Source organism: Sphingobacterium bambusae (genome assembly GCF_033955345.1).
Classification (GTDB): Bacteria; Bacteroidota; Bacteroidia; order Sphingobacteriales; family Sphingobacteriaceae; genus Sphingobacterium; species Sphingobacterium bambusae.
Window position 1 is genome coordinate 5,052,456 of sequence record NZ_CP138332.1, and the last position, 13,244, is coordinate 5,065,699.

Here is a 13,244-nt window from a genome sequence, read left to right on the forward strand (position 1 = left end):
ATCTCCACCTACTTCATGTTGACCACTTGGTCAACCACATAGCGGGTGTTGCCACGCCAAGGCAAGATGCCGTGATATTCTTTATAATGCAAATCAAAGTATTTGCCACTATTCACTTCAAGGAGGTTAAAGATGGAATCGCTCTCGATGGAGAACTCAAATTCATTGCTGGAGATACCCGTGCCCACCTTGGCGCTGCCAAAGCCTTCCTGTATTAATTTTCCTTCGTAGGTCTTAAAAAGATTCCCCTTTTTTACGGCGTAATTGAGGTATCCTGATTTTACCCCTTCCCCGAACACAAAGTAATACCTGTAATATACATATCCACTTCCCGCAAGAAGTAATATTAATACGGTCCAGCCTAAAATTTTTCGGAATGTGCCGGATTTCTTTTTCGACGTATCATACGTTGCTGCCATCTCGTTTTTTTCTTTATTGTAACTAAAGATATCATCTTTGAATGATATAAAGAAATATATCGAGTTAATCCTGTATGAAATCGATTGTCAACATGCCCTTGGTGTTTTCGATCAGGCGGCGACCATCATCATTGACATGCCGCAACTTGATGTTTTTGCCAAGTGCTTGGTAGCGATCCTGCACCTTTTTGAGCGCTTCCAAGGCCGACATATCAACTATGCGGCTCTCCTGAAAGTCGATAACAATTTCTTGGGGATCGCTTCCGAAGTCAAATTTTTGGGCGAAGGTGCCTGCCGAACCAAAAAATAGGGGTCCATGTATATAGTAATGCTTTTCACCATTTTCGGTAAGCACTTTACGCGCCCGGATCATTTTGGCATTGTCCCAAGCGAAGACCAAAGCAGCGAGGATAACGCCGATGAGCACCGCGAGCGCAAGATTGTGCATCAAGATGGTGATGGCGGCAACCAGCACACAGATCAATACATCGCTTTTGGGCATCTTGTTCCAAATGCTGAAGGTGCTCCACTTAAAGGTGCTGATGGCGACGACCATCATTACACCCACTAGTGCAGCCATCGGGATACGCTCGATGATGGAACTACCAAAGAGAATGATCAATAAAATCGTTAGCGCACCGATAATACCGCTGAGGCGTGCCCGCGATCCGGCATTCAGGTTGACAAAGGTTTGCGCAATCATGGCGCAGCCGCCCATGCCCGAAAAGAAACCGTTGGCGATATTGGCGGTACCCTGCGCAATGCATTCCCGGTTAGCACTCCCTCGTGTATCCGTTACCTCGTCCACGATGGTTAAGGTCAACAGGCTTTCGATAAGGCCCACGCTGGCCATAATTAATGCGTATGGAAAGATGATGAATAGCGTGTCAAGGTTGATCGGTACCTGCGGTATATGGAAAGGAGGGAAGCTGCCTTTTATTTGGGCGATATCTTTCACCGTTTTGGTATCGATGCCAAAACCTAGCACCAGCAAAAATAGGACGATGATGGCGATCAGGGAAGCGGGGACGGCTTTGGTGATCTTTGGAACAGTAAAGACGATGGCAATGGTCAGTAGAACAAGACCTAGCATGGTATAAAGGGAAGCTCCCTGTAGCCATACCAGCTTTCCGGCATCCAATACTTTAAACTGCTCAATCTGTGCCATAAAGATAATGACGGCTAAACCATTCAAGAAGCCATACATCACGGGTTCGGGAATCAGGCGAACAAACTTACCAAGACGGAAAACACCCACTACTATTTGGAGTAAGCCGGCCAAGGCCACGGTGGCAAAGAGGTATTCCACACCCTGCGTGTGGATCAAAGCAACAAGCACGACGATGGTGGCGCCGGCACCACCGGATACCATGCCTGGACGACCGCCCAAGATGGCGGTGACCAAACCCATGATAAAGGCAGCATAAAGGCCTGTCAAAGGTGACAGGCCTGCAAAAATGGCAAAGGACAATGATTCTGGAATCATGGTCATGGCAACGGTTAGACCGGCCAGTAGTTCGTTTTTATAGTTTACCTTTTGCTTGAAATCAAAAAGTGTAAAATTTTGCATAATCTGTCTCCGAAATTAACGGCTACAAAAATGCAAAAATTTCAGGGTTATCAGCTTTTGTAATTAAACCATTTTATCAATTCCTTAAAGCTTGCTTTCTTGCCATACATCAGGATTCCGGTGCGGTATATTCTGCCGGCTACCCAAGTGGTCAGTAAAAATCCGGCAACGAGCAGCAACAAGGACACAATGATTTGCCAAGTAGGAACCCCGAAAGGAACACGCACGAGCATCGCAATAGGCGAGGTGAACGGAATAAAACTTAACCAAGTGGCAATGCTACCATTTGGATCGTTGACCAATACTCCGAAAGAAAGGATATAAGTCAGGAGCAAAGGCATGGTGATGGGCATGGTGAATTGTGTGGCTTCGGTCTCACTATCTACGGCTGAACCTACTGCGGCAAACAACGCGCTATACAGGAAGTATCCGCCCAGAAAGAAAGCGAAAAAGCAAAGCAAGAGCTCCGTGAAATTGACCGATTGCAAGGCGTTCAAAAAGTCAAGGCCTCCCGCTGCCGGCATAGCGCCCTTGTTTTGAGCCATAGCTTGTGCTGCGATATCTTGCTGCTCAAAAATGAGGGTGGTGGCAGCACTAGTCAAGGCCGTGGTTAAAACTAGCCACAGTAGAAATTGCGTCAAACCAACGAGGCCAATGCCGATGATTTTGCCCATCATCAGTTGAAATGGCTTCACGGAAGAGATAACCACCTCCACGATACGACTCGTTTTTTCTTCGATAATGCCGCGCATCACTTGTGCGCCATATAAAAATAGCGACAGGTAGACCAAGACCGATAAAGCCATCGCAATGCCCATGGCAACCTCTGTATGGCTCTCTTTGGCATCGCCATCTTCGGATAGTTCCTTGGCAGCGATACTGATACTATCGTTGATCTTTTTAATATTCTCGCCATCAAGCCCTAATCGTTTATATTCTACATTGCGGATGATTTCCTTTAAATGATCCTTCACCTCATTTTGGGTGGTGATATTGGGTTTGCCGGCAGACAGTAGTTCCACCTGCCGTGTTTCGTAGAAGTCTTTCGGGATAATCAGCAGGTTGGTGTTGTCTTCTTGATTTTTAAGCTGCTCAATCTGTTTTTGCAACTCCACATTGGAATTGGTATAGGTCAGGTTCTTATTGCTTTTGAGCAAAGCCGCCACGCTGCCTTCCTCGTCTACAATATGAACAATGGCGTGCTTATCTTCAAAGCTCTTCTTGGTGAGGTAAAATACACCGACGTACATACCGATGAAAAACAAGGGCACAAGAAAGGTGGTGAGTAAAAAGGATTTCTTTTTTACACGACTGAAATACTCACGCTGTATAATTAATGGAATTTTGCTCATCGTCTTTTAGGATAAAGTGTGGTTAGCGTTTTTGGTGACTTTGTCTATAAATATATCGTGCATGGAAGGCACGATTTCCCGTACCTGCAGGATATCTATCTGCGGAATGAGGAACAGCAACAGTTCATTGAGGGAGGTCTGGTTGTCGGTGCGCACGGTCATCACTTGCTCTTCAGCTGTAGCCGATTGGTCAATCACCTCAAATAAGGCTGGGTTGAACTGCAAAGTTACACCGCTCTTAGTTTGATAGACGATGCTGTAGGTCTGGTTTTTGTACGAACTTTTGATATCAGCGACCGAGCCATCCAGTATCTTCTCCGATTTGTTGATCAACGCGATATAGTCACAGAGTTCTTCCACAGACTCCATGCGGTGGGTGGAATAGATGATGGTGGCTCCTTTTTGATTAAGCTCCAAGATTTCCTGTTGGATAATCTGTGCATTCACCGGGTCAAAGCCAGAAAAAGGTTCATCGAGGATGATTAAGTCGGGCTCATGTAATACCGTGGCCACAAACTGCACCTTCTGCTGCATACCTTTACTCAGGTCTTCGACTTTTTTATCCCACCAGGATTGCATCTCCAGCTTTTCAAACCAGTATTTGATACGCTGCATCGCGTCATTCTTTTTAAGTCCTTTAAGCTGCGCCAGATAAAGCATCTGTTCGCCGATCTTCATCTTCTTGTAGAGGCCACGTTCCTCCGGCAGATAACCGATGCGCTCGATATGTTTGGGTTTGAGTGGCTCGCCGTCGAAGATGATCTCACCGCTATCCGGCGCCGTAATCTGGTTGATGATGCGGATGAGCGACGTTTTGCCAGCACCATTGGGACCCAAAAGACCGAAAATTGATCCTTTGGGTACGTGTAGTGACACGTCGTTTAGGGCGCGGTGGTTGCTATATTGTTTGACAATATTTTTGATTTCCAGCATTGGTTTGTCTATTTTTCCTTAAAATAAGGCAAAAAAAACCTAAAATAATAGTGCCTTGAAAAAATGAGTTGTTTTTAGCTTTCGGAATTCTTTACCTTTGCGTATGTTAATAAAATCTGCAGAGTTTGTTTGTAGCAATACAGATGTAAGACAGTTGCCAGCGCCACAACTGCCTGAATATGCATTTATCGGACGGTCAAACGTTGGTAAATCGTCGCTAATCAATGCGATGACACGCAGGAAAGGCTTGGCAAAAACCTCGCAAAAGCCCGGGAAAACACAATTGATCAACCATTTTATCATGAACGAAGATTGGTACTTGGTGGATCTGCCCGGTTACGGCTTTGCGCAGACCTCCAAAAAGAACCGTTCGGAATGGGAGAAATTTATTCGTGCCTACCTCACCAAGCGTGAGAACCTACAGTGTATTTTTGTACTGATCGATAGTAGACATGAGCCGCAGAAGATCGATGTTGACTTTTGCTGCTGGTTGGGCGAACAGGGCTTGCCCTTCCTATTGGTGTTTACCAAGGCCGACAAACAATCTGCCGTGAAAACAGATCAAAATGTAGCGAAGTTTAGAAAAGCTTTGTTGAAGTTTTTCGAGGAGGTGCCCCAGCATTTCATTACCTCGTCGGAGTTGAAGACCGGCACAGACGAGATCTTGGCCGCCATTCACGAGGTAAATCTAAATTTCCAAGCGCCAGAAACCAACGATCAGTAATGAAGAAGTATATGTCGCTGGTGCTTTTTGCACATAGTATCTTTGCGCTGCCCTTTGCCATTATTGGTTTTTTTCTAGCCCTACAGACGACGGATCATGCCTTTGACTGGAAGAAGTTGGCCCTGATGTTACTTTGTATGGTGACGGCTCGAAATGCGGCTATGGCCTTCAATCGATTCTTGGATCGTGATATCGACGCCAAGAATCCGCGCACGGCCATGCGCGATATTCCTGCCGGAAAAATTAGTGCACGCCATGCGTTGACCTTCACTATTGTGAACTGCCTGCTGTTTATGGGCGCTACTTTTTTCATCAATAGCCTGTGCTTCTATTTGTCGCCGGTGGCCTTGTTTGTGGTTTTGTTTTACAGCTATACGAAGCGCATTACGCCGCTGTGCCATTTGGTGCTTGGGGTAGGCTTGGGCTTAGCACCTATAGGTGCTTATTTGGTGGTTACCAATCAGTTTCATAGCATACCTATATTCTTCGGATTGGCAGTGATGTGCTGGTCGGGAGGATTCGATATTATATATGCCTTGCAGGATGAGGAGTTTGATAGGCAGCAAGGATTAAACTCCATTCCCGCTTATTTTGGAGGAGCGAAAGCATTACGGATTTCAGAATGTTTACATCTTTTGTCTTTTATTTTCGTATTCTTGCCGGTATTATATATGGAGGTGAGTTGGTTTTATTACGCAGGCTTGCTTTTTTATGGCCTATTGCTTATTTATCAACATTATATAGTAAGCCCCACGGATCTGACGCGTGTGAACCGCGCATTTATGACGACCAATGGGGTGGCTTCGGTTATTTTTGCGGGATTTTATCTGTTGGATATTATCTTTCTGGTATAGACGAAGCTAAACACGGTTTTTTAGGAGGAAGTGACAAAAAATATTGTCATTCCATTTTGAAATACCTTTATTTGCAAAATTCAATCACGTATAGATGGCAAAAAATTTATTGATAGTAGAGTCACCGGCAAAGGCCAAAACGATAGAAGGATACCTAGGAAAGGATTTTTTAGTGAAGTCCAGTTATGGTCATATCCGCGATTTAGTGAAAACGGATGACGCTATTGATACCGAAGATAATTTTAAACAAAAATATGAGGTTCCCTCCGATAAAAAGTCGGTAGTCAGTGAGTTAAAGAAGTTAGCGAAAGAGGCAGAGATGGTTTGGCTAGCATCCGATGAGGACCGCGAGGGGGAAGCTATTTCTTGGCATTTGTACGAAACCTTGGCCTTGAAAGATGATAAGACAAAGCGTATTGTGTTTCATGAAATCACTAAGCCTGCCATCTTAAGTGCAATTGAGAAACCTCGAAAAATTGATTTTAACCTGGTTAACGCTCAGCAGGCGCGCCGTGTGCTGGATCGCTTGGTAGGCTTTGAGCTGTCGCCCGTGTTGTGGAAAAAGGTGAAACCATCTTTATCTGCAGGACGTGTACAGTCTGTAGCTGTGCGCCTTATCGTAGAGCGCGAGCGCGAGATCAATAGGTTCGAAGCAGAAGCTTCCTATAAAATCGTAGCCCAATTTACCACAGGTAAGGGGCGCGAGCAGTTTAAAGCCGAGCTTCCTCATCGCTTCGAGCGTAAAGAAGATGCAGCGCAATTCTTGAATGACTGTATACAAGCATCCTTTTCTATCGCATCGCTGGAGAAAAAACCGGCTAAGCGTTCGCCATCGGCACCGTTTACCACCTCTACTTTGCAGCAGGAGGCCAGCAGAAAGCTGGGCTTCTCGGTAGCACGCACGATGCAGGTTGCGCAACGTTTGTATGAAGCCGGTCGCATCACCTATATGCGTACGGACTCCGTTAACTTGAGCGACACGGCTATCAACGCCGCAGAGCAGGAGATTGTAAATGCTTATGGCGAAAAATACCACAAGCTACGCCGCTATAAAACGAAATCTGCCGGCGCACAAGAGGCTCACGAAGCCATCCGCCCGACTTATTTTTCAGAACATAGCATCGATGGCGATAATGCCGAGCGCCGTTTGTACGAGCTTATCTGGAAGCGTGCTATCGCATCGCAGATGAGTGAGGCGGAGTTTGAGAAAACTACCGCGAAGATCGATGTGTCCACCCGTTCGGAAGATCTAGTGGCTACCGGCGAGATTATGAAATTTGATGGCTTCCTGAAAGTGTATATGGAATCTTCAGATGATGATTCGGAGAACACGCAAGATCAGGAAGGTGATAACGCCTTGCTTCCTCCTTTGGAAAAAGGACAGGCACTATCGCTTAAAGCGATGAATGCAACGCAGCGCTTCTCGCGTCCACCCGCCCGTTATACGGAGGCTTCATTAGTGAAGAAGTTGGAAGAGCTGGGTATAGGACGTCCGTCGACCTACGCACCGACCATATCGACCATTCAAAACCGCGGTTATGTGGTGAAAGAAGATCGTGATGGCCGGGAGCGCCATTATACGGTATTGACCATCAGCGAGCAGCAGGTGCTGGAAGAGCTGAAAACGGAAACGACGGGCGCCGAGCGTTCTAAGATGTTTCCTACCGATATTGGCGTGTTGGTCAACGATTTCTTGGTAGAGCATTTTAACGATATCATTGATTACCATTTTACGGCAAAAGTAGAGAAAGAGTTTGATGAGATCGCCCAAGGTGATAAGGAGTGGACAGCGATGCTGAAGGATTTCTACGGACCTTTCCACCACGGTATCCAAGATACCTTAGAAAATGCTGATCGCGCAAGCCACGAACGTGAATTGGGCGTAGATCCTGCATCTGGTAAGCCGGTAACCGTGCGCGTGGGCCGTTTTGGTCCCTTGGTGCAGATTGGCGCTGCCGACGACGAGGAGAAACCGCGCTTTGCATCCCTGCGAAAAGGACAGATGATCGAAACCATCAGCTTCGAAGAGGCGATGGATCTATTTAAGCTGCCTAAAAAAGTGGGTGAGTTTGAAGAGAAGGAGATGACGGTTGCTATTGGCCGCTTTGGTCCGTACATCCGCCATGCAAGTGCGTTCTACTCTTTGCCAAAAGGAGTAGATCCTATGGAGGTTTCTGAAGACGAGGCGATCCAGATTATTAAAGAGAAACGCCAAAAAGATATTGAAAAGGTCATTCGGGTATTTGAAGAAAACGCCGAGGCGCAGATCGAAAACGGCCGTTGGGGACCTTTTATCCGATTGGGTAAGCAAAACGTCAAGATTCCGAAAGGAACGGACGTGGATAAGATCACTTACGAAGACGTGTTGAAATGGGCGGATGCCGATCCGAAGGGAAAAGCGGCGGCGGCGAAGAAGGCTGGCGCAAAAGCGACGACCAAGAAGGCTACCACAAAAAAGACGACGGCTAAGAAGACAACGACAAAGGCAAAGAAGTAGACTATGAAGAAGGATTTGCCCGATAATATTGTAGAAGACATATCCATTGCGATCGTCTTGGAACGGGAGAGCCCATCCGAGAAGGTTTGGAATGTGTACTTGATCAACGAAAAGGAAACGGCCATCAACAATGTGCTGGTGTCCTCTAAGGGCTATGGACAGAAGGATGGACGCGAGGTGAAGACCAGCAGCCTTCGACATTTCATAGGCGATGTAGATGCCTTGTCTGCCGTGAAGGTCGAAGCTATCGATACGCAGGTTTTTGGATTGACCAATGAATATTGGCTGAGCTATTATATCGATAATACGATTTACGATAAGAAATATATCTTTTTGCCCGAAAGCATTGTTGATGAAAATTTGGTGAAGATCCCTTTGGTGAATAAAGCTGGTATTTTAATAGGAGGTACCCGCTAATGTCTAGAAAGAATTTTATTATCGCCATTGATGGTTTTTCATCCTGTGGAAAAAGCACGGTGGCGAAGGCGCTGGCTAAGAAGCTGCATTTTGTGTTTATCGATAGCGGCGCCATGTATCGGGCGGTGACCTTATACTTTATACGGCAGGGTATCGATATGACCGATGAAGCGGCGGTAGTGGCTGCCTTGGAAAATATACATATCGACTTTGTCCCCAATGCGGAGAAAACACAGATACTATTGAACGAGGAAGATGTATCCGACGAAATTCGCATGATGCATGTATCCGACCTGGTGAGCGAGGTGAGTGCCATCAAGGCCGTTCGGCATGCCATGGTTGCCCAACAGCAAAAGCTGGGCAAACGTAGGAATATCGTGATGGATGGTAGAGATATCGGTACGACCGTATTCCCGGATGCAGATCTCAAGATCTTCATGACGGCCGATCCTCGTGTGCGTGCAGAACGTAGGTTTGCGGAGCTCGCCGCAAAAGGGGAGACGGTGACCATGGAAGAGGTCGTGGAGAATCTTTCGCATCGCGACCATATTGATAGCACCCGCGAAGAAAGTCCTTTACGGCAAGCAGCGGATGCCTTTGTGCTCGACAACTCAAGCATCGATCAAGCAGAGCAACTGCGCATTGTGATGGAACAATATGAACACATAAAAAACGATCGATAATTTATCGATCGTTTTTTATGTGATATCTTCTCTGCACTAGCTTCGGTTATTGTCCGTCGAAGTAACTCCTGATATTTTTCTCGTCTTCTTTAATCTGTTCACGCATGGCTTCTAACGACTCAAACCATTGATCGTGACGGATGAACTTTAAGAATTTCACGCGTAGCGTTTTGCTGTAGATATCATCTTTGAAATCCAATAGGTTGATTTCAATCTTGCGGTTCATGCCGTCTACTGTAGGACGTGTGCCAATATAGGCCATGCCTTTGGCTACGCGTTCAGGAGCGGGGTCAATATAGTCTCCCGTCTGTATAAACGGAACATTGGGATAGATCTCTGCTTCCACCGCATAGATGCCATAGGCGGGTATCAGTTTATGTGCTTCGTGCACGTTCAGGTTCGCCGTAGGGAAACCTATCTCGCGTCCGATCTGATCACCACGTACCACCGTTCCAGTGAGCTCAAATGGATAACCTAGGTATTTGTTGGCCGTTTCAATATCGCCTTTGATGAGCGACTCGCGAATCCTAGTGGATGAAACAGCAACATCTTCGATATCCTGCTCGGGAATTTGATCGACAGCATAGTCGTAGATCTCGGCAAAATGCTTGAGATCTTTGATAGTGCCTGCACGATCTTTACCAAAATGGTGATCATAGCCAATGACGATTTGTTTGGTGCCCAGTTTACCCACAAGTACATTGCTGATATACTCTTCCGGCGATTGATTGGAGAAGTCACGCGTAAATGGCGTGATGATGAGGTGATCAATGCCCGATAGCGCCAATCGATGCGACTTTTCTTCGATATCGTTGATCAACCTTAGGTTATCGTCATTCGGGTTGATAATCAGACGTGGATGCGGGAAAAAGGTTAATAGCACCGTTTCTCCGCCATGCTCACTCGCACATTCCTTTAACTTGGACAGAATCTTTTGGTGGCCTATGTGCACACCGTCAAATGTGCCGATTGTCACTACAGCATTGGACAAGGTTTCGAACTCATCTAGGCTTCTATATATCTTCATTCCTTATCTAGGATTATTTATTCTTGATTAGTGGTCTTTTGTAATTTAATCTTTTCGATTAAATCTTGCAAGTCCCAAGCATCTTTTACATCAAAATTGCCACTTTTTGTGCGGCGCAACTCGCTGAGATGCCCACCGATACCCAATGCTTTTCCAAAGTCGTGGGCGATGGATCGGATGTAGGTACCTTTGGAACAGGTGATCCGGAAATGAACTTCGGGAAGGTCAATTTTTTCGATTACGAAATCGCTGATGCGAATATGTCTGACCTTCAACTCGACTTCCTCACCACGTCGTGCCTTTTCGTACACGCGCTCGCCGTTGATTTTGATGGCCGAATGTGCGGGAGGAACCTGGGTAACGTCACCAATAAACTGTTGCGTAGCATCCAGTATATCCTGTTCCCGTAGCTGGCTATAGTCAAAGGCTTGGTCAATCTCCGTCTCGAGATCGTAGGAAGGCGTGGAGCCACTCAGGTTAATGATGCCGGTATACTCCTTATCTTCTGCCTGAAAAGAATCTATGCGCTTGGTAAACTTACCCGTGCAGATGATGAGTAGGCCGGTCGCTAGGGGATCCAATGTGCCGGCATGGCCCACTTTAATTTTTAACGGCTTCATGCTGTTGCGCAACTTGCCTACAACATCGAAGCTGGTCCACGTTAGTGGTTTATCTACCAACAGTACCTCGCCCTCCGCAAATTGGAATGCAGGAAGGCTGGTTTCTTCACTTTTTGTCATTTATATTATCTGTAGGCTATGCCCACTCCATATTAACACAATAATCACTACTCCCACAATAATCCTATACCAGCCAAAAGCTTTGAACCCATATTTTGTCAATATATTGATAAAGGTTTTAATCGCAACAATGGCGACAACAAAGCCCACGATGTTGCCAACGATAAGCAGATTGATTTCCTCACCGGTAAAGGTATGCCCTTCTTTTAAGAACTTGTATAGTTTAACAATCGATGCACCAAGCATCATCGGAATGGCCAAGAAGAAAGAAAACTCTGCTGCCGCTTTCCGTGTGAGGCTTTGCGTCATGGCACCAACGATGGTACTAGCCGAGCGCGAGGTGCCGGGAATCAGCGCCAAACACTGGTATACGCCAATAATAAAAGCCTGCTTGTAAGAAATTTCATCGGAATTGTCTATGGCAGGCTTATTGAACCATTTGTCGACAAATAACAACACCACACCACCTATTACCAACATCACCGCTACCATCAGTGGGCTTTCCAACAGCGAATCAATAAAATCACTCAACAACAAACCCAGTATAGACGCTGGAATGGCCGCTACAACAAGCTTGTAGTAGAAATTAAGGGATCTGAAGAAACGTTTGAAATAGAGCACCAGTACGGAAAGGATAGTGCCTAGTTGGATAACGATCGTGAAGAGCTTCACAAAGGCTGACGGCTCCATGCCCATTAACGCAGTACCGATAATCATATGCCCGGTGGATGATACAGGTAAAAACTCCGTTAATCCTTCGATAATGGCTAAAACAATAGCTTGGAAATAGGTCATTAGTCTTGCGCGTTTTTGCTTTTCGGTTTATACAATATGGAAACAAAGCCTAGTGCGAAGCCTAACACGACAACCAAGGGCGCAAGGGTGATCTTGGTGAAGCTGTAGATATCTTCGGTACCCATCATCAATATAAAACCGATCAAAACGACCACGATGCTCGCGATTAACAATTGATAGTTTATCTTTTCAAAAGCAAAGCCTGCCTTGGCATGGCTGTTTGAAGATGTAGTCTTGAATTTTTTTTCCGACATGTGTGTTGCAGATAATTAACGGTATAAACTGTGTGATTTAGCTTTAAGGTATTTTGTGACGGCAAAGTATGTGCTGAACCCCGATATGAGAATGCCCAGTGCCACCACAATCAAGAAAATAGCGCCAAACTCGTACCAATCGCGTAGGAAAACGAGATCAGGAATTTGTTTCTGCGCAAATTGAAGGGTGAAAATAAGCAATAGAATAGCAATCAAGGCGCCCAACAAACCATGGAAGATGCCATAAAAAAGGTAAGGCTTCCGGATAAAGTTTTTTGTAGCTCCAATCAGTTGCATACTTTTGATCAAGAATCGTTGCGAGTATATGGCCAAGCGGATTGTGTTGTTGATTAGCGCCACAGCAATAATAAGCAACACCACGGTGAAGGCTAAGACCACCATACCGATGATGCGAATATTCTTGTTGACCATGTCAATAAGGGATTCCTGAAAAACCACCTCTTTTACACGGCTGTTTTTAGAAGCTTTCTGTATAAATGTCTGTATGCTATCGGTGTTGGCATATTGCTCTTTAAGATATACGTCAATAGAGGGTAATAGGGGATTGTGTCCAAGGTATTCGACAAAATCCTCACCCAAATCCTCTTTTAGGTTTTTGGCCGCCAGCTCCTTGCTGATGTATTCGGTGCGTAGCACATACGGATCTTTTTCGATGTCTTTCTGCATGGCCAAAACATCGCCTTCATTGACATTATCATTGACGATAATGTTGAGTACGATATTTTCCTTAACGTATTTGGAGAGATTTTTAGCGTGTACTAGTATCAAACCCAGTAACCCTGTCATCAGTAAAACCAGTGCGATACTGATAACCGTAGAGACGTAAACTGACTTCGTTTTCTTTCTCGATGAACCTTCTTCGTGAGTCGACATATACTGTTTTTAATGTATTTTGATGCGAAAGTAACTAATTATGCGCATTTAAGGAATACTTTGCTGTAATATCTTGCGTACGTTG

Annotated in this window: 14 protein-coding genes; 5 read left to right on the forward strand and 9 right to left on the reverse strand. The window is 45.6% G+C overall.

The features are described from left to right. Positions 1 to 8 precede the first annotated feature (8 nt). From SCB77_RS20935 to SCB77_RS20950, 4 genes are all read right to left on the reverse strand, one after another. A complete protein-coding gene (locus SCB77_RS20935) occupies positions 9 to 419 on the reverse strand; it encodes a hypothetical protein (protein ID WP_320183950.1) in 411 nt (136 codons plus the stop codon). A gap of 64 nt (positions 420 to 483) precedes the next feature. Next, entirely contained in the window at positions 484 to 1,989 is a 1,506-nt protein-coding gene (locus SCB77_RS20940) for a SulP family inorganic anion transporter (protein ID WP_320183951.1), read from the reverse strand. A 50-nt stretch (positions 1,990 to 2,039) separates the two neighbouring features. Continuing rightward, complete coding sequence (locus SCB77_RS20945) at positions 2,040 to 3,341, reverse strand: ABC transporter permease (protein ID WP_320183952.1); 1,302 nt, start codon at positions 3,339 to 3,341, stop codon at positions 2,040 to 2,042. Positions 3,342 to 3,347: 6 nt separating this feature from the next. Further along, complete coding sequence (locus SCB77_RS20950; RefSeq protein WP_320183953.1) at positions 3,348 to 4,274, reverse strand: ABC transporter ATP-binding protein; 927 nt, start codon at positions 4,272 to 4,274, stop codon at positions 3,348 to 3,350. Between the two features lie 103 nt (positions 4,275 to 4,377). Between SCB77_RS20950 and yihA the strand changes: the two genes are divergently transcribed. The 5 genes from yihA to cmk all read left to right on the forward strand — a co-directional run bounded on the left by yihA (position 4,378) and on the right by cmk (position 9,449). Next, complete coding sequence (gene yihA, locus SCB77_RS20955) at positions 4,378 to 4,998, forward strand: ribosome biogenesis GTP-binding protein YihA/YsxC (RefSeq protein ID WP_320183954.1); 621 nt, start codon at positions 4,378 to 4,380, stop codon at positions 4,996 to 4,998. Beyond that, a complete protein-coding gene (locus SCB77_RS20960; protein WP_320183955.1) occupies positions 4,998 to 5,852 on the forward strand; it encodes a 4-hydroxybenzoate octaprenyltransferase in 855 nt (284 codons plus the stop codon). Before yihA ends, SCB77_RS20960 begins: the two co-directional genes overlap by 1 nt. A 94-nt stretch (positions 5,853 to 5,946) precedes the next feature. Then, positions 5,947 to 8,349 carry a type I DNA topoisomerase gene (gene topA / locus SCB77_RS20965; protein WP_320183956.1) on the forward strand — a complete coding sequence of 801 codons (2,403 nt, stop codon included), beginning with the start codon at positions 5,947 to 5,949 and terminating at the stop codon, positions 8,347 to 8,349. Positions 8,350 to 8,352: 3 nt separating this feature from the next. After that, a complete protein-coding gene (locus tag SCB77_RS20970) occupies positions 8,353 to 8,766 on the forward strand; it encodes a hypothetical protein (protein ID WP_320183957.1) in 414 nt (137 codons plus the stop codon). Then, positions 8,766 to 9,449, forward strand: coding sequence for a (d)CMP kinase (gene cmk, locus SCB77_RS20975; RefSeq protein WP_320183958.1), 684 nt, complete (start codon positions 8,766 to 8,768; stop codon positions 9,447 to 9,449). The genes SCB77_RS20970 and cmk overlap by 1 nt, the downstream gene beginning before the upstream one ends. Before the next feature lie 46 nt (positions 9,450 to 9,495). On the opposite strand, the gene SCB77_RS20980 is transcribed toward cmk, so the two are convergent. From SCB77_RS20980 to SCB77_RS21000, 5 genes are read right to left on the reverse strand one after another with little or no spacing between them, the layout of a single operon-like run. Continuing rightward, the gene (locus SCB77_RS20980) at positions 9,496 to 10,476 is read right to left on the reverse strand and encodes a bifunctional riboflavin kinase/FAD synthetase (protein ID WP_320183959.1); all 981 of its coding nucleotides are present in this window, start codon (positions 10,474 to 10,476) and stop codon (positions 9,496 to 9,498) included. Between the two features lie 17 nt (positions 10,477 to 10,493). Beyond that, complete coding sequence (gene truB, locus SCB77_RS20985) at positions 10,494 to 11,216, reverse strand: tRNA pseudouridine(55) synthase TruB (protein WP_320183960.1); 723 nt, start codon at positions 11,214 to 11,216, stop codon at positions 10,494 to 10,496. Continuing rightward, on the reverse strand, positions 11,217 to 12,011 hold the full coding sequence (locus tag SCB77_RS20990; protein WP_320183961.1) for an undecaprenyl-diphosphate phosphatase: 795 nt from the start codon (positions 12,009 to 12,011) through the stop codon (positions 11,217 to 11,219). Next, positions 12,011 to 12,265: a DUF3098 domain-containing protein gene (locus tag SCB77_RS20995; protein WP_320183962.1), complete on the reverse strand. Its 255-nt coding sequence runs from the start codon at positions 12,263 to 12,265 to the stop codon at positions 12,011 to 12,013. The genes SCB77_RS20990 and SCB77_RS20995 overlap by 1 nt, the downstream gene beginning before the upstream one ends. Positions 12,266 to 12,280: 15 nt before the next feature. Further along, a complete protein-coding gene (locus SCB77_RS21000; RefSeq protein ID WP_320183963.1) occupies positions 12,281 to 13,159 on the reverse strand; it encodes a cell division protein FtsX in 879 nt (292 codons plus the stop codon). Between the last annotated feature and the right edge of the window lie 85 nt (positions 13,160 to 13,244).

What these genes read in the sequence shown, in the direction of transcription:
- SCB77_RS20935 (WP_320183950.1), bottom strand. Translation starts at nt 419, where the DNA reads ATGGCAGCAACGTATGATACGTCGAAAAAGAAATCCGGCACATTCCGA.
- SCB77_RS20980 (WP_320183959.1), bottom strand. Translation starts at nt 10,476, where the DNA reads ATGAAGATATATAGAAGCCTAGATGAGTTCGAAACCTTGTCCAATGCT.
- SCB77_RS20950 (WP_320183953.1), bottom strand. Translation starts at nt 4,274, where the DNA reads ATGCTGGAAATCAAAAATATTGTCAAACAATATAGCAACCACCGCGCC.
- yihA (WP_320183954.1), top strand. Translation starts at nt 4,378, where the DNA reads ATGTTAATAAAATCTGCAGAGTTTGTTTGTAGCAATACAGATGTAAGA.
- SCB77_RS20940 (WP_320183951.1), bottom strand. Translation starts at nt 1,989, where the DNA reads ATGCAAAATTTTACACTTTTTGATTTCAAGCAAAAGGTAAACTATAAA.
- SCB77_RS21000 (WP_320183963.1), bottom strand. Translation starts at nt 13,159, where the DNA reads ATGTCGACTCACGAAGAAGGTTCATCGAGAAAGAAAACGAAGTCAGTT.
- truB (WP_320183960.1), bottom strand. Translation starts at nt 11,216, where the DNA reads ATGACAAAAAGTGAAGAAACCAGCCTTCCTGCATTCCAATTTGCGGAG.
- SCB77_RS20990 (WP_320183961.1), bottom strand. Translation starts at nt 12,011, where the DNA reads ATGACCTATTTCCAAGCTATTGTTTTAGCCATTATCGAAGGATTAACG.
- topA (WP_320183956.1), top strand. Translation starts at nt 5,947, where the DNA reads ATGGCAAAAAATTTATTGATAGTAGAGTCACCGGCAAAGGCCAAAACG.
- cmk (WP_320183958.1), top strand. Translation starts at nt 8,766, where the DNA reads ATGTCTAGAAAGAATTTTATTATCGCCATTGATGGTTTTTCATCCTGT.
- SCB77_RS20995 (WP_320183962.1), bottom strand. Translation starts at nt 12,265, where the DNA reads ATGTCGGAAAAAAAATTCAAGACTACATCTTCAAACAGCCATGCCAAG.
- SCB77_RS20960 (WP_320183955.1), top strand. Translation starts at nt 4,998, where the DNA reads ATGAAGAAGTATATGTCGCTGGTGCTTTTTGCACATAGTATCTTTGCG.
- SCB77_RS20970 (WP_320183957.1), top strand. Translation starts at nt 8,353, where the DNA reads ATGAAGAAGGATTTGCCCGATAATATTGTAGAAGACATATCCATTGCG.
- SCB77_RS20945 (WP_320183952.1), bottom strand. Translation starts at nt 3,341, where the DNA reads ATGAGCAAAATTCCATTAATTATACAGCGTGAGTATTTCAGTCGTGTA.